The sequence below is a fragment of the Arthrobacter sp. V1I7 genome, assembly GCF_030817015.1.
Taxonomy (GTDB): domain Bacteria; phylum Actinomycetota; class Actinomycetes; order Actinomycetales; family Micrococcaceae; genus Arthrobacter.
The window spans coordinates 2,386,091-2,408,322 of record NZ_JAUSYS010000001.1 but is presented as its reverse complement, the minus strand read 5'-3'; the positions used below and the strand labels follow the sequence as shown (position 1 = coordinate 2,408,322).

19 protein-coding genes and 1 pseudogene are annotated in these 22,232 nt (G+C 62.7%); 12 read left to right on the top strand and 8 right to left on the bottom strand.

Annotation, left to right across the window (positions count from 1 at the left end; genetic code table 11):
• Positions 1–15: 15 nt before the first annotated feature.
• The 4 genes from solA to QFZ69_RS11140 are packed head-to-tail and all read right to left on the bottom strand — an operon-like array spanning position 16 to position 3,787.
• Positions 16–1,149, bottom strand: a complete 1,134-nt coding sequence (gene solA, locus QFZ69_RS11155) for an N-methyl-L-tryptophan oxidase (RefSeq protein WP_306918164.1) — start codon at positions 1,147–1,149, stop codon at positions 16–18.
• A 2-nt stretch (positions 1,150–1,151) separates the two neighbouring features.
• Positions 1,152–1,919 (bottom strand): amino acid ABC transporter ATP-binding protein, encoded by a 768-nt coding sequence (locus tag QFZ69_RS11150; protein WP_306918161.1) that lies wholly within the window; start codon positions 1,917–1,919, stop codon positions 1,152–1,154.
• Positions 1,916–2,812, bottom strand: coding sequence for an amino acid ABC transporter permease (locus QFZ69_RS11145; protein WP_307000111.1), 897 nt, complete (start codon positions 2,810–2,812; stop codon positions 1,916–1,918). Before QFZ69_RS11145 ends, QFZ69_RS11150 begins: the two co-directional genes overlap by 4 nt.
• Positions 2,813–2,860: 48 nt before the next feature.
• Positions 2,861–3,787 (bottom strand): ABC transporter substrate-binding protein, encoded by a 927-nt coding sequence (locus QFZ69_RS11140; protein WP_306918157.1) that lies wholly within the window; start codon positions 3,785–3,787, stop codon positions 2,861–2,863.
• Between the two features lie 405 nt (positions 3,788–4,192).
• Between QFZ69_RS11140 and QFZ69_RS11135 the strand changes: the two genes are divergently transcribed.
• The 7 genes from QFZ69_RS11135 to QFZ69_RS11105 all read left to right on the top strand — a co-directional run bounded on the left by QFZ69_RS11135 (position 4,193) and on the right by QFZ69_RS11105 (position 12,503).
• Positions 4,193–4,867: a haloacid dehalogenase type II gene (locus QFZ69_RS11135; protein ID WP_306918155.1), complete on the top strand. Its 675-nt coding sequence runs from the start codon at positions 4,193–4,195 to the stop codon at positions 4,865–4,867.
• A gap of 27 nt (positions 4,868–4,894) precedes the next feature.
• Positions 4,895–6,172 (top strand): FAD-binding oxidoreductase, encoded by a 1,278-nt coding sequence (locus QFZ69_RS11130; RefSeq protein WP_306918153.1) that lies wholly within the window; start codon positions 4,895–4,897, stop codon positions 6,170–6,172.
• 109 nt (positions 6,173–6,281) lie between these two features.
• Positions 6,282–7,811 (top strand): aldehyde dehydrogenase family protein, encoded by a 1,530-nt coding sequence (locus QFZ69_RS11125; RefSeq protein WP_307000109.1) that lies wholly within the window; start codon positions 6,282–6,284, stop codon positions 7,809–7,811.
• Positions 7,808–8,905: a tartrate dehydrogenase gene (locus QFZ69_RS11120; RefSeq protein ID WP_306918148.1), complete on the top strand. Its 1,098-nt coding sequence runs from the start codon at positions 7,808–7,810 to the stop codon at positions 8,903–8,905. Before QFZ69_RS11125 ends, QFZ69_RS11120 begins: the two co-directional genes overlap by 4 nt.
• Positions 8,902–9,885, top strand: a complete 984-nt coding sequence (locus tag QFZ69_RS11115) for a D-2-hydroxyacid dehydrogenase (protein ID WP_306918147.1) — start codon at positions 8,902–8,904, stop codon at positions 9,883–9,885. Before QFZ69_RS11120 ends, QFZ69_RS11115 begins: the two co-directional genes overlap by 4 nt.
• A gap of 97 nt (positions 9,886–9,982) precedes the next feature.
• Positions 9,983–11,446, top strand: a complete 1,464-nt coding sequence (aspA, locus tag QFZ69_RS11110; RefSeq protein ID WP_306918145.1) for an aspartate ammonia-lyase — start codon at positions 9,983–9,985, stop codon at positions 11,444–11,446.
• Positions 11,447–11,459: 13 nt separating this feature from the next.
• Positions 11,460–12,503 carry an NAD(P)-dependent alcohol dehydrogenase gene (locus tag QFZ69_RS11105; RefSeq protein WP_306918143.1) on the top strand — a complete coding sequence of 348 codons (1,044 nt, stop codon included), beginning with the start codon at positions 11,460–11,462 and terminating at the stop codon, positions 12,501–12,503.
• 314 nt (positions 12,504–12,817) lie between these two features.
• Here QFZ69_RS11105 and QFZ69_RS11100 read toward each other — a convergent pair whose 3' ends face one another.
• Entirely contained in the window at positions 12,818–13,282 is a 465-nt protein-coding gene (locus tag QFZ69_RS11100) for a hypothetical protein (protein WP_306918141.1), read from the bottom strand.
• Positions 13,283–13,380: 98 nt separating this feature from the next.
• Here QFZ69_RS11100 and QFZ69_RS11095 point away from each other — a divergent pair, with 98 nt between their 5' ends.
• Positions 13,381–14,055: a haloacid dehalogenase type II gene (locus tag QFZ69_RS11095; RefSeq protein ID WP_306918139.1), complete on the top strand. Its 675-nt coding sequence runs from the start codon at positions 13,381–13,383 to the stop codon at positions 14,053–14,055.
• Positions 14,056–14,323: 268 nt separating this feature from the next.
• Positions 14,324–14,522 (top strand): annotated as a pseudogene (locus QFZ69_RS11090) (AMP-binding protein); the annotation flags it as partial.
• 1,320 nt (positions 14,523–15,842) lie between these two features.
• Here the strand turns inward: QFZ69_RS11090 and QFZ69_RS11085 are convergent.
• Both QFZ69_RS11085 and QFZ69_RS11080 read right to left on the bottom strand, forming a co-directional pair.
• A complete protein-coding gene (locus QFZ69_RS11085; protein ID WP_306918137.1) occupies positions 15,843–15,977 on the bottom strand; it encodes a hypothetical protein in 135 nt (44 codons plus the stop codon).
• Between the two features lie 387 nt (positions 15,978–16,364).
• Positions 16,365–17,180, bottom strand: coding sequence for a GDSL-type esterase/lipase family protein (locus QFZ69_RS11080; RefSeq protein ID WP_306918136.1), 816 nt, complete (start codon positions 17,178–17,180; stop codon positions 16,365–16,367).
• Between the two features lie 745 nt (positions 17,181–17,925).
• Between QFZ69_RS11080 and QFZ69_RS11075 the strand changes: the two genes are divergently transcribed.
• From QFZ69_RS11075 to QFZ69_RS11070, 3 genes are all read left to right on the top strand, one after another.
• On the top strand, positions 17,926–19,299 hold the full coding sequence (locus QFZ69_RS11075) for a serine hydrolase (RefSeq protein ID WP_306918135.1): 1,374 nt from the start codon (positions 17,926–17,928) through the stop codon (positions 19,297–19,299).
• A 672-nt stretch (positions 19,300–19,971) separates the two neighbouring features.
• Positions 19,972–20,427, top strand: coding sequence for a TIGR02679 domain-containing protein (locus tag QFZ69_RS23340; RefSeq protein WP_373461936.1), 456 nt, complete (start codon positions 19,972–19,974; stop codon positions 20,425–20,427).
• Positions 20,428–20,609: 182 nt separating this feature from the next.
• Positions 20,610–21,512 carry an alpha/beta fold hydrolase gene (locus QFZ69_RS11070; protein ID WP_307000107.1) on the top strand — a complete coding sequence of 301 codons (903 nt, stop codon included), beginning with the start codon at positions 20,610–20,612 and terminating at the stop codon, positions 21,510–21,512.
• Here QFZ69_RS11070 and QFZ69_RS11065 read toward each other — a convergent pair.
• Positions 21,502–21,630, bottom strand: a complete 129-nt coding sequence (locus tag QFZ69_RS11065) for a hypothetical protein (RefSeq protein WP_306918133.1) — start codon at positions 21,628–21,630, stop codon at positions 21,502–21,504. The genes QFZ69_RS11070 and QFZ69_RS11065 overlap by 11 nt on opposite strands.
• Positions 21,631–22,232: the final 602 nt, after the last annotated feature.

Genomic DNA, 22,232 nt, shown 5'->3' with positions numbered 1-22,232 from the left:
TGTGGAAGGAGCGAACTAACGGGTCCTGAAACGCTGCGGCCGCACGAAGCCGAGGCCGTTGAAGGTTTGTTTGCCGAGGGCTTCGTGTGCGGCGATTTCGCCGTAGCCGGTGGCATTTTTGAAGCCTCCTCCGGAGAAGCCGGTGGCGCAGTAGATTCTGCTGCCTTCGCTGAACGGGCCAAGGAGGGGGTGGCCGTCCTTGGTGAAGAGGTCCGGGAAGGCGTCTGAGCGGACGATGTTGGGGAACAGGCCGGGGAAGAACTCGGTGACGGTCTCGGTGGTTTCAGCGATTTCCGCGGGAGTGAGTTCCCGGGGGACTGAATCAGCCTGCGGTGTGGGTGCTCCGCGGCCATCGAGGGTTGCTTTGACCGTCACTCCATCGACTGTGGGTGCCCCGTACATGGAGCGGTCACCGGAGATCCGGATGAAGATGGGGAACCTCTCCGGGGAGAATTCGGCCGCGTCCCTCGCTACGAACCAGGTGAGGAAGATCCGTTTGGTCTGGGTTGCGGCCTTGAGGTAGTCGGGCATGAGCTTTTGGGACCAGCCGCCGGAGGAGACAATGACGTTCTCGAAGGTCCAGGACTTGTCGCCGGAGGTGATGACCACGCCGTCGCCGGTTTCGGTGATGCTGTCGATCGGGGTGTTGGTGTGGACGGTGGCGCCGTTGGCTTCGGCGGCTGCGACCGCGGCGGTGACGGCACGGTCGGTGCGCAGGGCCCCGGCGTGGGGGTCGTAGACGGCGATGTCGTCTTCGCGGAGTTTGTGCTGCGGGTAGCGTTCGGCCATTTCCTCGCGGCTGATGATTTCGTGTTCGGCGCCGTTGGTCCTGGTGGTTTCCAGGAGCTTGGGGAGGTAGGGCCCATCGGCTGTTCCGATCGAGAGTCCGCCGCAGCGGGTGAGGATGTCCTGGCCGGTTTCGGCTTCGAGTTCGGCCCAGAGGCTGCGGGAGCGCTGCAGGATGGGGTAGTAGCCGGGGATTCCGCGGTAGAGCATGCGGAAGAGGCGGGTGTCCCCGCCCACGGCGCTGCGGCCGTGGGCGGGGGCTGCTGCTTCGAATCCGACGACGGAGTCGGTCAGGCGGGAGGCCTGCCACAGGGTCATGCTTCCGATGCTTCCGAGGCCGATGACGGCGAGCTTTCCGTCCACGGTTACAGCACCTGTTCCAGGAAGGCCTGCGTGCGGCGCTCCTTGGGGTTGGAAAGAACCTCACGGGCGTCGCCGCGTTCGACGATGTAGCCGTCGTCCATGAAGACCAGGGAGTCGGCCACTTCGCGGGCGAATCCCATTTCGTGGGTGACCACCACCATGGTCATGCCCTTCTTGGCGAGCTCCTTCATGACTGCCAGGACTTCGCCGACTTTTTCGGGGTCCAGGGCGGACGTGGGTTCGTCGAAGAGCATGATCTCAGGGTCCATCGCCAGGGACCGGGCGATGGCGACGCGCTGTTGCTGTCCGCCGGAGAGCTGGGCGGGGTAGTAGTCCCCGAACCCGGCCAGGCCGACGCTGGCGAGCAGCTCGTGCGCTCGCTTGGCTGCCTGCTTCTTGTCGGCGCCTTTGACCAGGACGGGTCCGGACATGATGTTTTCCTGGGCCGTCATGTTCGGAAACAGGTTGAACTGCTGGAACACCATGCCAACCCTAGTACGCTGCTCAGCCAGCTTCTTCGGCGGCAGGGCGTGGTAGGCGTTCTCGGTTTCGTAGTAGCCGAAGTCTTCACCGTTGACCTTCAGGACCCCTGAGTCGACGGTCTCCAGGCCGTTGATGCAGCGCAGGACAGTGGACTTTCCGGAGCCGCTGGGGCCGATGATGCAGCAGATTTCACCGCTGGCGATGTCCAGGTTGATGTCCTTCAGGACGGTTTTGGGGCCGAAGGACTTTCGGATTCCCTGGGCAAGAATGGTGCCGTCGTTGCTCATCGGGCAATACCTTCCGGGTCTGTCAGCACAACCGTCTTCGCCTTCCGGGGAAGCCTGGAAGTTGCGCGGGAGTATTTTTGCTCGAGCTTGGACTGCGGGTAGCTGAGCAGCAGCGTCATCACGAGGTACCAGAGGCTGGCGACAATCAGCAGCGGGATGGTCTCATAGGTGCGGGCGTAGATGAGCTGGGCGCTTTGGAGCAGTTCGGCCACGCCCAGCACACTGACCAGGGAGGTTCCCTTGAACATGCCGATGACCTGGTTACCTGTGGCCGGGATGATCGAGGGCATCGCTTGGGGGATGATGACCTTGCGCATCTTCATCGCACCGCTCATGCCCAGCGAGTCGGCGGCCTCGATCTGGCCCTTGCCGACCGAGGAGAAGCCGCCGCGGATGATTTCTGACATGTAGGCGGCCTCATTGAGGGTCAGGCCGACCAATGCCGCGGTGATGGGGGCCATCAGGGCGTTCATGTCGATCGCGGTGCTGATGTCCGTGAACGGAATGCCGATGGACAGGTTCGGGTACAGCGCGGAGACGTTGAACCAGAAGATCAGCTGCACCAGGACCGGGGTACCACGGAACAAGGTGATGTAGGCACCTGCGGTGGCTGCGATCGGTTTGATGCTCGAGGCCCTCATGATCGCCAGCCCCAGCCCCAAGAGCGTTCCAAGGGCCATGCTGGCAAAGGTCAGGAAGATCGTGAGCATCAGCCCACGGAGGATGGTTTCGTGCGTGAAGTACTGGGCAACAACGCCCCACTTGAAATTCGGGTTCGTCGAGACCGAGATCAGGATGCCGATGCCGATCAGGCTGCACACAACCCACGCCACGTATTCGAAAGTGCTTCGCCGCCGAAGCCGGGGCTTGAGCGCTGGGTCCGTCCCACTCATGTTGGGTTCACTTCTTTCGATAGTCATTTGCTGCATGGGACGCCCCTGCTACTTAAGGTTGGCCGTGGTGATGGCTGCGCCGCCCATACCCCAGGTGTCGAGCGACTCCTTGTACTCCGGGCTGTCAAGGACAGACTGCGCGGCCTTCTGCAGCGCCGGCGTCAGCGCAGAGCCCTTCTTCAGGCCCATGGCATTGATGTGGTCCGTGCGGGTATCCACCTGCGGAGTCAGGACCGTAAAGGTGTTCGGCTGCTGCTCGTTTGCCCAGACAAGTGACGGGGTGTCGTAGAAGACGCCGTCAACCCGCTTGGACGCCAGCTGCGTCAGCGCCTCCTGGACATTTGGCAGTGTCACTCCGTTGATGGCCGGCTTGCCCTTTTCCTCGCAGGTCCATTTCGACACGTTCGGCAGGTGCTTCAGCTGGGCGTTCGAGCCCTTGGTGACCGCAATGTTCTTACCGCACATGCCGTCGTTGCTGATGTTCAGCGGGTTGCCATGGGCTACCGCCACCGATAGACCGCTGTTGAGGTAAGTAACCATGTCCAGCACCTTCAACCGCTCTTCCGTGGGGGACATGGTGGTCACCGTGAAGTCGTAGCGGCCGCCGTCGATACCCGGAATGATCGTGTCGAAGGCAGTGTTCTCGAACTTCAGCTTCAGCCCCAGCTTCTTCGCCACCAGGCGCGCCACATCCGGGTTCAGGCCGATCGGGGTGGCGTTGTCATCAGCCAGGAAGGTGGTGGGCGGGTAATGAAGATCCATCGCGACCGTCAGTTCACCCTTGTCCTTGTACGACTGGGGGAGCAGCTTCACAGCTGCCTCGTTGGGCTGGACGCCCTCGGAGATATCGGTCGTGTTTGAGGTCTTGGACGTTTCTGAGGCGGTGGTGCCAGTGGCTGCGCCGCCGCAAGCGCTCACCGCCAGCAGGAGAGCCAAGCCTGCAGCTGCGGTCTGAACTTTGTTTCTGGTCTTCATAGTGTTTCCCTTCGAATGGTTTCGGCTGAAGTTGATCCGCCAAAACGAGTGCTTATGTAGGGGACCGCCCGGTCGGCATCCCTGACTTCGAGGCGCTGGGGTGGTACTGACGTGTCGTGCTTCATGCGGGGGTTGTGATCCCGATCTCGTTCCGCATCTAAGCCAATGCAACCCCTTGAACTGCAGATTGTCAACAATTGACGAAAAGAAAAATCGATAGGCTATCCAATCGGCGGGCGGAGCGGAAAGTTGTTGACAATTTACAATTTGCGGTTCTAGAGTCGATGTATCGGACAGCAGAGCCTCCTGCCACGGCGAAGCTCCAACTCGTTCTGTACATGCCCTGGAACGAAAATGAGGCTCGGCACCCGCGCCCTCAACACAACTTCAAGAAACGGACGAACTATGGCGACCACAAATTTCCGGCCGAAGTACATCTCTTTTGATGTCTACGGCACGCTTATCAACTTCGACATTGATCCCACCACGCGTCGTCTGCTTGATGGGCGCATCTCTGAAGAGCAATGGCCGACCTTCAAGAAGCAGTTCCGTGGGTACCGGTTCGACGAGGTCCTTGGTGACTACAAGCCTTACGAGCAGATCCTTCAGGATTCCTTTGACCGGGTGTGCAAGCGGTGGGGTATCGGGCAGACCGAGGGTGCCGGCGCAGAGTTCGCTGAGGCTGTACGCGGCTGGGTTGCCCACGAGGACGTGCCGGCTCCGCTGAAGACGATGGGCGATAACTACCAGCTGGTGGCTCTGTCCAACGCTGACACCAGCTTCCTGGACATCAGTATTCCCAAGCTGGGTGCAGACTTCCACGCGGTGCTTACGGCTGAGCAGGCCCAGGCCTACAAGCCGCGCTACCAGGCGTTCGAGTACATGCTGGACAGCCTGAACGCGAAGCCGGAGGACTTCCTGCACGTCTCCTCGCACACCCGGTACGACATGCATCCGATGCACGACATGGGCTTTAGGAACCTCGTGATGCTGGACCGTGGCTATGACCCCATCACCACGGGCTACGACCTCTTCACTGTTAAGTCCCTGGACGAGCTCAACAAGCACCTGGGTCTCTAAACCGATCCTGAGGCGAAAGGTCAACCCGTGAAACTCATCCCTTACTGGCTGGATACAGCCGAACCATCCGGGGACTATCGGCGCACGCCGGTTCCCGAGAACGTCGACGTCGCCATCATCGGCGCCGGCTTTACCGGACTTTCCGCAGCCCTGGAATTTGCCCAGCGGGGCGCCAGTGTTGCTGTTTTCGAACGCCACACTGTCGGGTGGGGCGCATCGGGCCGTAACGGGGGAATGGCGACCACTGGTCTGGCCATTAGCTTCAGCACGGCAGTCAAGCGGTACGGAGCAACCCGTGCCGTGGAGATGTTCCGCGAATACAACGACGCCATCGACACCATCGAAAAGCTGGTGCACGACAATGGCATCGACTGCGACTACAAACGCTTCGGCAAGCTGTCGCTGGCGTTCCACGAGTCCCACTACGACGGCTTCCTGAAGTCCCAGGAGCTGTTGGCGAAGCTGGTTGACCACCACGTTACGGTCATCCCCAAGTCCGAGATCCACAGTGAAATCGGCACGGACTTCTACCAGGGGGCCATGCTTGACCCGCTCGGTGCGGGCCTGCACGTGGGGAAGTTCGTGCATGGGTTGGCGAAAGTGGCCGCTGACGCCGGGGCGGCTATCTGCGAGAACGCCGCTGTCACGGAGCTGAAGAAGGTCTCGGGCACGGTGCACGATGTGCACACCTTCCGCGGCATCACCCGGGCCAAGCAGGTCCTGGTCGCCACCAGCGGGTACACAGGCGGTGTGACCCCGTGGCTACAGCGCCGCGTGATCCCGGTGGGCAGCTTCATCATCTGCACCGAGCCCCTTCCCGAGGACGTGGTGAATCGCATCCTGCCGAACCGCCGCCAGGCCTCGGACAGCAAGATGCTGACCTACTATTTCCGGATCACCCCGGACAACCGTCTGCTTTTCGGCGGCCGGGCCCGCTTTGCGCTGTCCAGCCCGGATTCGGACGTCAAGAGCGCGGAGATCCTGCGCAAGGCCATGCTCGAACTCTTCCCCTATCTGTCCAACGCCAAGGTGGACTACATCTGGGGCGGCCTGGTGGACCTCTCCATGGACCAGATGGTCCACGCCGGTGTCCACGACGGGCTCTTCTACTCCCTCTGCTACAGCGGACACGGAGTACAGATGGCAGCCCACATGGGCAAGCGGATGGCCCACTACATGGCCGGCGACAAGTCAGCAAATGTCTGGGAAGACCTGAAAAACCCGCCCGTGCCCGGCCACTTCGGCCCGCCCTGGTTCCTGCCCTTCATCGGCGCAGCAGCCAAGATGATCGACCGAGTCAAGTAGACAGCCGAATTAAGTAGACGGCCGGTTCAGCTAGTCGGCTGAACCGGCCGGACAACTTCGAACCCCCAGAGACAGACTACCCACCCGAACCACCGAGACAAGGGATCACATGTCGCCATCGACAATCCTCGCTGACGCACGCCCGGAAACGGGTTACAGCCGTGCAACAATCGCCAACCTCCCCGGGGGTGCCTTCTTTGAAGGACAGTGGCAGACCGCTGACATGACCGTGGAGGTCCGGGATCCGGAGGACGCCCTGTTGTTGGGGCGGGTCTGCACGTCAACTCCCCAGGATGTGCGGCGTGCTGTCGCGCACGTTCACCGCCACCTGCAGATTCACGAGTGGCCGCTGCGCTCCCGCCGGGAGGCGCTGGAAAAGGCTGCCGTGCTGCTCGCTGAGCAGTCTGCACGGTTCGCCGGGATCATTGCCGCCGAGAGCAGCAAGACCATCACCGAGGCGGAGCGCGAGGTGCGCCGCTGCATCGAAACCCTGAGGCTCTCGGCCGCCGCCTCCGGCGAGTTGGTGGGGGAGACCCTGGGGTTTGAGGACAGCATGGCCGGCGGAAACAAGATCGGCTGGTACAGCCGGAAGCCTGTGGGCATTGTCGCGGCGATCACCCCGTTCAATGATCCGCTGAACCTGGTGGCGCACAAGCTGGGCCCGGCCCTCATCGGAGGCAACGGCGTCGTGCTTAAGCCCTCGACGCGTACTCCGCTGACCGGGCTGGCCTTTGTCCGGCTGCTGCTGGAAGCGGGCGTCCCGACGGGACGCATCGCCGCGATAGTGACCGGTCCCGGTGTCTCTAATGCGCTGATCACGGACACCGAGGTGGATTTGATTTCCTTCACCGGTGGCCCGGCGACGGCCGACCGCATCGCCGCCGCTGCCGGGTCCAAGAAGATCCTCTCGGAACTGGGCGGCAACAACGCCACGATTGTCTGCGCGGACGCTGATGCGCAAGCTGCGGCCAAGGCCATTGTTGCCGGAGCTTTCGGTGTGGCGGGGCAGAACTGCCTGTCCGTGCAGCGCGTCTACATCCACATCTCCCTGTTCGAGAACATCCTGGAACAGGTAACCAGCGGCACCAAGTCCCTCACAACAGGACCCAAGTTCGACCGTACCACCGACGTCGGCCCGCTCATTTCCGAGGCAGAGGCCCGCCGTGTGGAGGAATGGGTCGAGGAAGCCAAAGCCGCCGGTGGCACCGTGCACGCCGGAGGGCAGCGCCGCAACGCGTACTACGAACCGACGGTCCTGACCGATGTCCCCTCAGACTGCCGGGTCATCCGCGAGGAAGTCTTCGGCCCCGTAGTTTCCCTCATCCCGTTCATCCAGGTCTCTGACGCTATTCACGAGGCCAACAACACCGCCTACGGGCTGCAGGCAGGTGTCTTCACCCAGTCAGTGGATGTGGCCATGGCTGTTGCCGACAGGCTCCACGTCGGCGCCGTCGTCATCAACGAAACCAGTGACGTCCGGATCGACTCCATGCCCTTTGGCGGGTTCAAAAAATCCGGTGTCGGCCGCGAAGGCGTCCGGCACGCCGTCCGGGAAATGACCGAACCTAAGAGCACCATCATCAACCTTGGAGAGCAGCCGCGCTGGCAAAGCCTCGGCGGCCTGACGGAGACTTCATGAGCACGCACAGCATCGCAGTTATCGCCGGTGACGGCATCGGCAAGGAGGTTGTTCCGGCGGCTATCAGCTGCCTGGAGCGGATCGCGGACCTGTATTCGCTGGACCTGGAGTTCACGCATTTTGACTGGGGATGCGACTACTATGCCCGGCACGGCCGGATGATGGCCGAGGACGGGCTGGAACAGCTGGCCAACCATGACGCGATCTTCCTGGGCGCGGTCGGGTCCCCGGAGGTCCCCGATACGGAATCCCTGTGGGGGCTGCTGATTCCCATCCGCCGGGAGTTCCAGCAGTACATCAACCTCCGCCCGGTCAAAACGCTCGACGGCGTCACATCGCCTCTTGCAGCCGGGCATCCGATCGATATGCTCATCGTCCGGGAAAACAACGAAGGGGAATATTCGGAGATCGGCGGCCGGATGTACCGGGGCGTGCCCGAGGAAAGCGCCATGCAGACCACCGTCTTCACCCGCCTCGGGGTTTCCCGGGCCGCACGGTTCGCCGCATCCCTGGCCGCGTCCAGGCGCGGACAGCTCACCTCGGCCACCAAGAGCAACGGCATCGTGCACACCATGCCGTTCTGGGACGAGGTCGTTGCCGAAACGGTCCGCGAGTACCCGGATGTCACCCTCACCAGCGAACTGGTGGATGCACTGGCCGCGCACCTGGTCCTGAAGCCCTGGACCCTGGACGTTATTGTCGCCTCCAACCTGTTCGGCGACATCCTCTCGGACCTTGGCGGTGCCGTGACCGGGTCCATCGGCCTCGCTCCCAGCGCGAACCTGAACCCGGAGGGCGATTTCCCGTCCCTGTTCGAACCGGTCCACGGGTCGGCGCCGGATATTGCCGGGAAGGGCCTGGCCAACCCAGTGGGGCAGATCTGGTCCGGCGCCATGATGCTCGAGCACCTCGGCCACCCCGAAGCCGCCGCGCACCTTCAGGCGGCGTTCGAATCCGCCCTGCGTCACGGTCACGGCACCCGCGACGTCGGCGGCACCTCCTCAACCATGGAGTTCACCGCCGCGGTCCTGGCCGCCGTCGACACCCTCGCCGCTACGAACCAGGCCACCGCCGGGGCGGTGCCGGCGTCATGACGGCTGCAGCGGAACGCAGGCGGCCGGTTGTCGCGGCCCTGTACCGGGAGGCGCTGCCGCCCCGCCTGGCCGAGGTCCAGGAGCTCGCGGAGGTCCGGCTGACCAAGGCTGATGGTCTGGCCGAGGCGCTGGACGGCGCGGACGTGCTGTACCAGTGGCACTCTTTCTCGCCGGCGCTGAAGGAGAACTGGGGCGCGGCCGCGTCCCTGAAATGGGTCCACGTCTCGGCCGCGGGGGTGAGCCAGCTGCTCTTTGATGAACTCATCCGCAGTGACATCACCTACACCAATTCCCGCGGTGTCCTTAGCCGGTCCATCGCCGAGTTCGCGCTGGGGTTTGTGCTGGATCTGGCCAAGGACGCCCAGGGCTCCTTCCGGCTGCAGCAGCAAAAACGCTGGCAGCACCGGGTCACCCGCAAGATCCAGGGACAGCGCGCGCTGGTGGTCGGGACCGGCTCCATCGGGCGCGAAACCGCCCGGCTCTTCGGCGCCGTCGGCATGGACGTCGATGGTGCCGGGCGCACCGCCCGGGCCGGGGATGCTGACTTCGGGCGGATCCATTCCTCCCGGGACCTGGCCCGGATCGTGCAGGACTACGACTACCTGGTCCTCGCTGCGCCCCTGACGAACGAGACCAGGGGACTGTTGAACGCCGAGGTGCTGGCCGCGATGAAGCCCTCCGCGTATCTGATCAACGTCGGGCGCGGTGAACTCGTCTACACCGGGGCCCTGACCCAAGCACTGGCCACCGGCTCCATCGCCGGCGCCGCCCTGGACGTCGTGCACCCCGAACCTCTCCCTGCCGGCCACGCGCTGTGGAGCATGGAGAACGTCATCATCACTCCGCACATGAGCGGGGACACCGAGGATTATCTTGACGATCTCGGCCTGGTGTTTCTCGATAACCTTATGCGGTACTGCACAGGCGAGCCACTGCAGAACGTCGTGGACAAGGAACTTGGCTTCGTCTCCGCTTCCTGAACCCTCCCTAACCAACTAACCCATCGATTGCTCCGTATGAGCCGTTTCGGGGCGCCCACAAGGGCACTTACGGAGCAATCGGCACAAGGATTGAGACATGACCGAGAAATCGTCCCTTTTGGAAACCACAGGAAGCCGGACGGAGAGCGACTTCATGGGCGCCCGGGAGATCCCAGCCGCCGCTTACTGGGGGATCCAGACCCTGCGTGCAGTGGAGAACTTCCCGATTAGCGGCACGGCGATCTCCGCGTACCCGATGCTCGTTAAAGCGGTGGCCCAGGTCAAGCATGCGGCGCTGCTCGCAAACTTCGATCTCGGCCTGATTGATCAGGTGAAAAAGGACGCAATCGAGCGCGCCTGCCAGGACATCGAGCAGGGCCGGCTGCTGGAGCAGTTCGTGGTCGATGTGATCCAGGGCGGGGCAGGTACTTCGACGAACATGAATGCCAACGAGGTCATCGCCAACCGTGCACTGGAGCATCTGGGGCTGAACAAGGGTGAGTACTCCACCATTCATCCGAATGGGGACGTGAACCTGGGCCAGTCAACCAACGACGTGTACCCCACGGCGATCAAGATCGCCACCATCCAGGGCGCCCTTGTGTTGTTGGCCTCCATGGCACATCTTCGCAGCGCGCTGGCGCGGAAGGCTGTGGAGTTCGACGACGTGGTGAAAGTCGGCAGGACGCAACTGCAGGATGCGGTGCCCATGACCCTTGGTCAGGAGTTCAGCACCTATGCGGTGATGATTGACGAGGACGAACGCCGCATTCGCGAAGCCATGGTTCACCTGCACGAAATTAACCTCGGTGCGACCGCCATCGGCACCGGCATCAACACCCATCCACGATATGCTGCCGAGGCCTGCACGCACTTGCAGCGCATCACCGGGCTGCCGCTGATCACGGCAGGCAACCTCGTGGAAGCGACCCAGGACTGCGGTGCCTTCGTGCTGTTCTCCGGGACCTTGAAACGTGTGGCCGTAAAGCTGTCGAAGATCTGCAACGACTTGCGGCTGCTCTCCTCCGGACCCAGGGCAGGCTTCGCCGAAATCAACCTTCCCCCGCGCCAGGCTGGATCGAGCATCATGCCCGGGAAAGTGAACCCGGTCATTCCGGAGGTGGTGAATCAGGTCGCCTTTGAAGTTGTCGGCAATGACCTGACCATCACCATGGCGGCCGAGGCCGGGCAGCTGCAGCTAAACGCGTTTGAACCGATCATCGCGCGCTCCCTGTTCGCCAGCCTGTCCCACCTCACGGCGGCATGCACCACACTGGCGGACCACTGCATCGACGGGATCACGGCCAACAAGGAATACCTGCGCTCCCAGGTCGAAGCGAGCATCGGCGTCGTCACCATCCTCAACCCGCTCATCGGATACGACGCCGCAACCTCCATCGCCCGCCAGGCACTATCCACCGGCCGCAGCGTCACCTCGCTTGTCCTCGAACACGGACTGCTCACGGCCGATGAACTCGAGGAGATCCTCCGTCCCGAACACTTGGCAAACCCTCACGCCCGCACCGCGGACCGGTTGCCTCTCACGACAGCATCGATATAGAAAAGGAGCCCCTATGCCCACGCTTGCCAAAGCTTATGTCGCAGTCTCGGCCACGTCGCCCCTGCAGCCGGGAACCGTCGAACGCCGCGAACCCGGGGAGTTCGAGGTGCAGATCGCCATCAAGTTCACAGGGATCTGTCACTCTGATATCCACACCGCGCGGGGCGATTGGGCGAGCGTGAACTACCCGGTGGTCGTTGGGCATGAGATTGCCGGCGTCGTGGAGGCTGTCGGAGCCAAGGTGACGCGCCATTCAGTGGGGGACCGTGTGGGCGTGGGCTGCTTTGTGGATTCCTGCCGTGAATGCGTCAACTGCCGTGCCGGCGAGGAACAACACTGTCTCGTGGGATCCACCAGCACCTACAACTCTGTGGGCCGGGACGGCCTGCCGACTGCGGGTGGCTACAGCACCAGCATCGTCGTGGACGAGAAGTATGTGCTGCGGATTCCTGACGGCATTCCGCTGGACGCCGCCGCGCCCCTGCTGTGCGCGGGCATTACCATGTACTCGCCGCTGCGGACCTGGGATGCCGGACCGGGGAAGCGCGTGGCCATCATTGGCATGGGCGGGCTCGGCCATATGGGTGTCAAGATCGCGGCTGCCATGGGCGCGGAGGTCACAGTACTCAGCCAGTCCCTCAAGAAGCAGGAGGACGCAATCCGGCTGGGGGCGGAGCACTACTATGCCACGTCCGACCCCTCCACCTTCGAAGTCCTGAATGGTCATTTCGATCTGATCGTCAACACGGTCTCCGCTGATATCGACACTGACGAATACCTTTCGCTGCTTGCTCTGGACGGCACCATGGTTCTCGTGGGGCTGCCTTCGAAGCCGCTGACGCACCGCGCCTGGTCACTGGCCAGTTTCCGGCGCAGCCTTGCCGGGTCCAAGATGGGCGGCATCGGGCAGACCCAGGAGATGCTCGACTTCTGCGCTGCCCATGGGCTCGGGGCCGAGGTGGAGGTCATTCCGGCCAGCAAAATCAACGACGCTTATGAACGCGTCCTCGCCAGTGATGTGCGGTACCGCTTCGTCATCGATGCCAAGACGTTCTAGCCGTTGTTGCGCCGTGAAGCTGCCTCGTTGCTTCCCTGATTGCGGGGCTGGGGCTTCGAGCGCCGGGAGTGCTCGACGGCGGAAAGCTCGGATGACCGGCGGCCTTTTGTTACGACGTAGGGAGGTAAGGCCAACCTAAATCGTCCTTGTCTTTCCCATGCCCAATTCCTTCGGATTCGGGCATCCATCTAGGCGGTTTCTTTTGCGTGTACTCAGGCGGTCGACAGCGGCCATCGGACGGGTGGCCCTTCTTACCCTGACCGGCTGTGGTCTGAGCGACGGAGCGGGCAATCCGGCCAGCTCCAAGCCGGATCTCAATGGCCGGCATGATCGAGATGCCGCCGCCTGAACCGCCTGAGCTGGAGCCGGATAAGATCCGGGCCCTGATCGACTACGCGGACAGGATGACCGCGTTCATGGAGGCTGAGATGGAGCTGGTCCGTGGGCTTGGCAGGGCAACTCCGGAGAACGACCTGAGCGAACTGGTCGAAGGCTGGAGGTTCACCGCGCAGGGCCTGCGGGACAGCTACGACGGACGTTTCTGAGACAGAACCACTGCGGCGATAATCGGCGGCCACGTACTGCACCTCGTCCGGGTTCGGCCAGCGGTCCAGCAGATCCTCTACCGCTTCCTCGGTTTCGGCGACCGTATCGATGGCGAGGTGCTCCAGCTTGCCGTCGTAGATCTGCAGCATCACCTGCAGCGGGAGGCCAGTCTCCGCCTCATACCCTACGGTGACGGGGAAGACCTGGATGTGTGGGACTGCGTGGGGCATCATCGGGGATCGTGAACTGAGCGGTTGGGACGAAATCGTCGTCCCGGTAAACTTCCTCGGCCTGCTCCAGCTGGGCCAGCAGGGCTATGAACGGACGAAATATGGCAGACACGAACTTCCGGCCGAAGTACATCTCTTTTGATTGCTACGGCACGCTGATCAACTGGGATACTGATCCCACTACCCGCCGGCTGCTCGCGGGCCGGTTGCCCGAAGAGCAGTGGCCTGCGTTCAAGAAGGTGTTCCGCGGGTACCGGTTCGACGAGGTCAGCGGCGACTACAAGCCCTACGAGCAGATCCTTCAGGACTCCTTTGACCGCGTGTGCAAGTTTTTTGGCATTGGGTCGACCCCTGGTGCTGGCGCAGAATTCGCTGAGGCTGTACGCAGTTGGGGTGCCCGCGACGATGTGCCGGCTCCGCTGAAGCTCATGGGCGATAACTACAAGCTGGTGATTCTGTCCAACGCGGACGACAGCTTCCTGGACATCAGCGTTCCGAGGCTCGGCGCTGATTTCCATGCCGTCTACACCGCCGAGCAGGCCCAGGCCTACAAGCCGCGCTACCAGGCGTTTGAGTACATGCTCGACACCCTGAACGCGAAGCCGGAGGACTTCCTGCACGTCTCCTGCCACACCAGGTACGACCTGATGCCGATGCACGAAATGGGCTTCCGGAACCTGGTTTTGCTGGACCGTGGCTGTGACCCCATCACTCCAGGCTATGACTACACCACCGTGAAGTCCCTGGATGAGCTCAACAAGCACCTCGGTCTCTAAACCCGGTTCAAAATCCTAGAGCGTCAGTCAGATGAAGTTGCGTAGGTCCCGTCCTGTCAACCATTCGGTGAAGGAATGCAATATGGAAAGACGACGGCGACGGTGTGACGCGGTTGCACGGCCGAAACCGTGTGACGTCAAGGTCGGGCCTCCCGCAGCGTTCCATGCGCCCGTGCCAGCCGATCCTGCAGACGGCGGTTCTCGTCCCTGAGCTGTCGGATGCGTTGGTGGGCAAGCAGAAGCCGCCGATGCATAGATGTCTCGCACTTTGGACCCAACTGCCCCAGCCGCGCTACTCTTCACGTCCGGTCAACCGGTCCCGCTAAAGGGGTGCTCTATACGCACCGGCAGCTGGCCGCGATGCGGGATACGGTGGCCGAAACCTTCGGAATCCGTTCCGGTGCCGGACTGTGGCGGGCTTCGCTCCGTTCGCCTTGCTGGGCCTCGGGTTGGGTCGTATCTCGGTCAGACTGGGCCGTATTGGCGATGTTTTCGGAGGAGTGCCGGTTTTCGGAGGGCTGGAGTCCGGTTCGAGTCCCACCTCGGGCACAGTGTTTCCGCGGGTCAGGGCCTATTTGGCTTCTGACCGCGTGGACAGTGTCCGCGCCCTGTCCTGGAAGATCAGGCCGTATTTATCGCTGGCCGTTCTTGTGGCCGATTGCTTCCTTTCCTGAGCGTCGCGGCCTTTCTGCCGTGATGCTACTTCATGGGCTCGGCTAGCCGGGACGACATGATCGGGCAGGTTGCGGGAGGGGTACTCCGTTGAGTGGTCGTTTTCTTCATACCCATTCATTCGCTTGCGCGGGATGGCTACATGAGATAGCCACTGAAATGTTCGGATTTCATCCGATTGATCATGCGAACGGTCTAGCCAGGACTGTCGCGCGGCCCGTGTAGTGGCCGTAGATGGTATTTTCATGACCCTGACTGTGGTCGTTGGATTTGGGTGCCGTCCTGATAGAGGGATCACCGCTGGGTAGGAGGGTCCGGAGTGCTACTTGCTGGAGCGGGGCAGCATGACGCGGGTGGAGTTGCGCGAAGCTGCAGGGGAAGCGCGCAGTCTCAGGGCCGAAAGAGGTTGGGTGGCTTCCGGAAGCTTGGGTCACGGCTCTGACATATGCCTTTTTGCACGCTAGCCCTGCATACATGGCGGCATTGTCAGAAGCAGTCGAAGAAATTGCTGCCATAATCTGAATTGCCCCCAATACCGAGGACATGCCCTACAACCCTGAAACTCCTGATAGGTCAGGCCGCCCTCGCACGGGAAAGGTAGCGACGTCCGGCTACGCGCCAGCCCAACGGGCTGCATCGACAAACCATCGTGGTGCCGGAGACGGGCCGCGGGCGACGATTATTGCATCAGTTGCAATACTGGTCGACATCGGCCCGCGAATCTCTGACCCACCGCGACCGCTCACCGCTGGCAGCCGTTCACCGTCCCATCACTTCAAGCACATCGAACACTGTGCGGAGCAGCGCCAAGGCCAGGCGGATGCCGCGATCCACACTTCCGCGACATGGCCGGGGCCGCCTTGCCGCTGCCTTGTTCGTTCACCCGAGACCACCTGTTCCTTCGTCTGGGTGACCATCGTAGGGGTGGGGTGCTGACACTACGAGGAGCCGGAAACACGCTCGGCCACCGCTGCACACAACATGTCCACCGGCACGGGCAGTCCGGATCAGGCACCCGTAAAGAAGTGCCTCCCGTTATCCACCAGAAACCGATGGCGCGTCGGAGCCGCCGGGGAGTGTCGCCCTGAACGTCCTATGCTGGGGCCCCTCGACCTTCAGCTTCGGCTGTGAGAGGACCCGCCCAGCTTTTTCACGTCGTAGTTGAACGTTTCCGGGTCGTAGCAGCCCTTGGTATCGCCCTTGGGGTTGCCCCACATATCCTCAAGCTTTTCCTTGCCGTCTGCTGACATCAGGAAATTCGAAGCCGTTGTACGCCGGCTGGCCGCTGTAGCTGACGTCCGGGTCTCGGTCGTCGCTGAAACGCTGGCGCTTCGCGAACTTCGGACCCTTCAATGCCTCTTCGCGGGCGGCGGTGGCTGTTCGGCGCTGCGGATCAAGGCTTCGCGGTTGGCGACCACCAGCTCCGGAGTGTCCGGCAAGGGAATGACATCGTGAAATGGGGTGGCCCGCTGTCCGAGGGCGAGTTCGGGTTCGGCGCGGGTGGTGGCGGCGAACTGGCCCCCGACGGGATTCCCGAAGTTGGCTTACTTGAAGACGGCGTCGACAGCAGCCCTTGTAGAGAAAGGGGCGCAGGGATTTATAGAGGTCCGGTTTGGTGGACGGGCTGCCGAGGGTCGTTACTGCTGGTTGCCCCACCATGACGCCCGCCATGTTAGCTCAGCCAGACGGGCCTGGCCTTCGAGGCTTGGGTGGAAGTAGTCGAGGATGCTGACGTCGTCTGCGGAGAACTTGAAGTCATACACAGCGTTGTTGTCCCAGCGGCAGTTCTTGTAGTGGGAGCACGCCTGGGCAAGGATCCGGTTGAACGCGAGTTCCCGCTCAATCACTAACTGCCGCTGCTCGGCGTTGCCGGCAGAAAGCATCGATCGGCAGGTACCTCCCGACCATGCCTCGCGTGCCTCGGCAATACCTCCCAAGGCCTTCCAGAGCTGGTAGAGGTCCGGGATGCTGCCGACGAAGATGCGTGCCCTCGGCAGGCCCTGGTTGAGTGTGGCCAAGGCGGTATTGATGTGCGAAGCGAAGTCCGCCTCGGATGTCATGGTGGCGGCAGATGAGGCACAAAGGTCGTTTGCCCCTATCAGGATGGTCACGTACTCCACATTCTGTCTGATGGCCATCCTGGCCTGGTCTGGAAGGTCCGCGGCCGTGGAGCCGCTCATTGCGTTGTTGTGGTTGCGGCCTGTGATAGCCGGGCCCAGCCTTGTCAGCCGCTCATAGTGGCTGCTGACTCCGTCGCCGGGACCTTCCCCGGTGGACCATGAGTGGAGCGAGTTGTCACCGTTCGAACAACACACTGCCAGTGCCCGGGTTATTGAGTCGCCTAAGGCAGCCATGGAGGCAGGCGGAGGGGAGGAGGGCGGCTGCGGCTGCGCGGCAGTGAACGCTGCCAGCAGGACAAGCGGCAGGACCAGGAAGCGGGCAACTTTGGGCACGGCCACCTCCTTTGCAGTCCGGCGGCGCACATCGTCAACTCACCCTGTCAGCTTGGCCGCCCCGTACAAATCGACGCTACGTCCGGGTTCTTGGCCTTGTCCACCGGGCATTCCTTCACCTGTCTAGAACGCGGATCCACAAACATAAAGAAGGAACACACCGCGGAAGAACAAGACGGTGGACGATGAGGTCAGCGAATCGGACATCACGACAGAGTTTTCCAGGCCGTTCGCGGCTGCGACCCGCCCACCACAATGCAGCAATTTCGGTGTGGAAGTTAGCACTGTAGGGCAGCCTTCGTCGCCGCCACCGCATGGTTTTACGACGGCTTTCGCCGTCATCGGTTTCAACCGCACGCCCAGTGACTGGTTCCGCGCAAGGGCGTTCTGGCTTCTGACTGTGGACAGTGTCGAGGCCTTGTCCGCGGAACTCTTATAACAGTGTGTCGGTCACGCCGTAATTATCGCCGGCCGTTGTTGTGGCCAGGCGCCCCCTTGCTTGTGTCGCCGACATTTTGGCCTTGCCACTCCTTCATTGCCGGGTCAGGTCGTAGCGACATGACCTTTTGGAGCTGGGGAGTTGGTCCAGTCCGGCGTGTTGTCCCGTTCTGGTCTCATGCATGTTCATGGTGTTCGCCGTCGGCTACTGCATGACTAATAGGTTGCCCAGGACTTTCGGGGGTAGATCTCGCGACGCCGCTGCGGTAGGTTGAGCGCAATTATCAGCGTCGGCGGGGAGTCAACCGTGACCAGTAACAGGCCCAAGAGCAATTGGCATGTCCCCTCCCGCCTCCTCATCGCGCTCGGCATCGCAACCGCAGCTGCATTGGCGATTTCCGGGTGCACGTCCGCGCCCAGCCAGGCCCCGGCGTCGTCCACTGCACCGCCGTCGGGGGCCGCTTCCACTACCGGCACGACGGCGGGAGGAAAGACAGGATCGGCGCCGCTGGGCGGACTGGACAAAGCCAAGGTCCAGGACACCTTCCAGGCCCTTGCCAAGGAGCTGCTCGTACCGGGAGCGGCCATGATGCTACGCACCACTCAAGGCGACATCAGCCTCACCTACGGCGTGACGAGCGCCGGAGGGACAACATCTGTCTCACTCGATGACCACATCCGCATCGGCTCCGTCACCAAGACGTGGACTGGGACCGTCATCCTGCAGCTCGTGCAGGAAGGCAAACTCAAGCTTGAGGATCGCGTTTCGAAGTACCGCTCTGACGTACCGAACGGCGACAACATCACCATCGAGCAACTCCTGACCATGCGTAGCGGAATCTACAACTACTCGGAGTCGTACGAGCTCAGCAAGGCCCTCGATACCACGCCGCAACGGGTCTGGACGCCTGAGGAACTCGTGGCCATAGCCCTGCCGCTGCCCGTTTATTTCGGCCCCGGCGAAGGCTTTCACTATTCGAACACCAACACGGTTCTGCTGGGGCTCATAGCCGAGAAGCTGGATGGCAAGGGCTTCGGCCAGATCGTGCGCGACCGGATCTTGGGACCACTCGGCCTGAACCAAACATCCTTTCCGGCGTCGGACTCTGCGGGCCTTCCGGAGCCTTTCTCCCGCGGCTACATGTACATGGACAACCTCCTCACCCTGTCCACGACCAAGCTTCCGGCGGACTTGATCGCCAAGGCGCAGGACGGCTCCTTGAAACCGAATGACTACACAAACGCCAACCCTTCTTGGACATGGGCCGCCGGGCAGGGCGTCTCCACGGCGGGCGACCTCATGACCTTGGCCGAGGGCCTCATCGATGGCAAGCTGCTCAACCCGGAACTTCAAAAGAAGCGGATGGACAGCCTTGCGCCGATCGACCCGGACAACCCAGGCGCGGCACTGTATGGCATGGCACTGGCCCAGTTCGGCCCGCTCTACGGACACACTGGCGAGCTCCCCGGCTACAACACCTTCATGGGCAGGGATCCGCAAAACAAAGTGACCTTGGTGGTGTGGACCAACCTTGCCCCGTCACCGGACGGACGGGACCCGGCCTCAACCATCGCCAAGGCCATCATCGGGGACCTCTATGGCGCAGCGCCTTCAGGTCCAGCAACGCGGTCAACCTCAGACACGGCGACGCCGGGCGGGCTTGAGGGCTTGGCGCCGTGAGATGCCTTTGCAGAGGGAAAACCTGGCAGGGCCGGCTCAATCTGGCCCTGCCGGCTTTAACACAACAGATCCCTCAGGCCGGGAATCCGGTCAGTCGTTCCCCGTGATCAACCAGCTCAGGTTCGCTTCGCCGGTCCGTCAACCGGTTCCGAGAGGGAGATGAAGCATTCAGTCTGCTGATTCCCCGGCCAGCCGATCCGTGAGCTGGCTGTCAGCCACGCGGTGTCGCTCCTCATCGTGAGCTCGACATCGTGAGCTCGACATCGTGAGCTCGACGGTTGGAGGCGCCCCCTCAGCGTCCGCCAGGCACGATGCCTCGGCATCCACCAGTGCCTGCTCCTCGACGGGCACGCCTTGTCACTCGTAGCGCCGTCAGGACCGGCTGAAGCGCATTACTACCGTCGACAGGCTGCTGGCCTTGCGCGCCCCCGTGCCCGGACTCGGGATCGCACAACTGTCGCGCGTGGAGGGGGTCGACGCCGTGGGCGTCACCCGCTGGCGGTGGATGGCCGGGGACGACAGCGGGTCGGGGAAGTGGATGGAATGGGCCAGGCCGGGGGCGGCTCCCCGGTTCCGTCCGACGAGGCGGCATTGTTCGGATGACCGCCGTGCGGATAACGGGCGGGGATTCGAGACCGTGCCGCGTTGGACCGGCTCCTGGGCGTCCCCGAGATGGCGTGGCTTGTCGACAGGGTTCGCGGGCGGATCCTCGGCTCCTGCGGAGAGCCGCTCAGGGGCGTTGTTCAGTTGAACGAGACGACTCCCGGGCAGCGTTCCGCTGCCGTGAGGCTCGTAGGCCGGCCGAAGCGAGCCGGGATGGCGCTGCGGGTGGACCTTACCGTTGTTGAAGAGATCCTACGCCGCGGGCCATGGCCCGCCGGCCTTGCCGACGCCGTCGAGACGCTGACCGGGCCGGTGATCGATCGCAGGGCCCGACGGGAACGGGAAGCCGCCGCGTGGGATGTAGCTCGCGATGGCCTGGCTCGGGCGGTTGCCCGGTTCCCTGGGCTCCCGGACTGGTGGGAGGCCTGGTGCTCGGCTGGTGTGCTCGGGCCCATTTTGTCTCCTTCCTGGATGTCCGTCCGGAGGTTGCCTTTCTCCCGCACCGGCCCGGGCTGCTTAGCGTGATTTGTCCTGGTGGGTTCCCAGTGGGTGAAGGTGTAGAGGGTAAAGAGGACGCTGGTGGCGTTCGGGTCATTGCTGAGGTAGTCGGCGAGGCCGCGCGCCGTGAACCCTTCGTCTACGCTGCAGCCACAGATGCCGGCCGCACACATCTGACAGCCTGCCTCCCGGACCGTTTCCGGACTAGTATGGCCCAAAACGAATCGGAGGACGCGCAGATGCATCAGCGAATGACGGTAGCCCCCGAAACCGGGTACGCCCCCGTAAACGGACTGCAGATGTACTACGAGCTGCACGGTGCCAGCGGCACACCGCTGTTGCTCCTGCATGGCGGGCTGTTCGATATCGAGCAGCAATTTGGCGCACTAATCCCGAGCTTGTCGGCCGGTCGCAGGGTCATCGCCACGGACTTCCAGGGTCACGGTCGAACCAACGACATCGACCGTCCACTGAAGACCCGCGACCTGGCATCCGATGTCACCGGGCTCCTTGCGCATCTGGACGTGCGCGAGGTCGATGTATTCGGATTCAGCGTCGGCGGCGCGGTCGCACTGCACCTGGCGGTCAACCGCCCGGAACTTGTCCGCAAACTCATCGTCTCGTCGGTGTCATTCCGACCCGACGGCGACCGGGGCGGAAACGCTGAAGCGGTCGCTGCAATGACCGTCGACATGATCGCCGGTACCCCAATGGAACGGCGCTATCTGGCCGTGTCGCCCCACCCGGACCGCGAGCATCTACAGGGGCTGTTGGACAAGCTCGGACGCTACGATTCGGGCGCCAGTGGGTGGAGTGATGACGAGATCAGCGGCATCGCCGCCCCGACATTGATCACCGTCGGCGATTGCGACATGGTCAAGCTCGAGCACGCGGTGCGGTTCCTCCAGTTGCGCGGGGGAGATGTGAACGGCGACTTTGAAGGCGTTCCCGCGTCACAGCTCGCAGTGTTTCCCGGTACAACACATTTCTTCGGGCTGGCGAGGACCGGCCTCGTGCTGGATGTTGTGACGACCTTTCTGGACTCGCCTACGCCTACTCGCCAGCCAGATCCAGGAAGAATCGAAAGTGCGGACTTTCCGCTTATTTCTTGATCTCGTAGCGCAGAAGTACCACGCCGTTTTCGAACGAGCTGGCCTCGACCAGCAACAGGTCCTGCCAATCCTCGAAAATGCGCGTTCCGTTGCCGCGTGACGCCGGGCAAACCAGCATCCGGACTTCGTCGACGACGCCGTCTCGGAAAAAGGCTCCCCTGGCACGAAGCTGGGCCCGCCGTCCTCCTACGCGGCGACGTTGTCGACGGTAACCCACTGCTGGACTATGAGTTTTTCATGGCGCCAGTAGCCCGCTGGCGCGCGGTCAACGAGCCCCATCTTCGCAGCGCTGGTCCGGGCCGGCGCGGTTTGCAACTCCTGGTGGCTTTAAACGCCGATAATGGATCCTAGTCACAAAGCGGAAGCGCACCTGATCCCGCATTGAGCAGGGGGGACCCTCTCCCTGGACACCAGTAGCTTCCGAGCAGCCTGACCCTGCCGGTCAGGAAAGGGGTGTTGACAGCGTCCACACCCTGGGCATCGGACTGGCCCATACATCGGCCATCATTGCGGCGCCGGAGCGAAGCGACATGACCTGCATGACTGTCCATGGAGTTGTTGGGTGGGTTGCAGTACTTCGGCAATCCTGGCGCCTATAAAACGTCCATCTTCCTGCACATCGAAGAGGGAATTGGAAGGTTTCGGCCAAGCGGCAACAGCGACGTACGGGTTGGGGACTTTCAACGACCTCATGACCGAGTTGAATATCCAGCCTCAGCT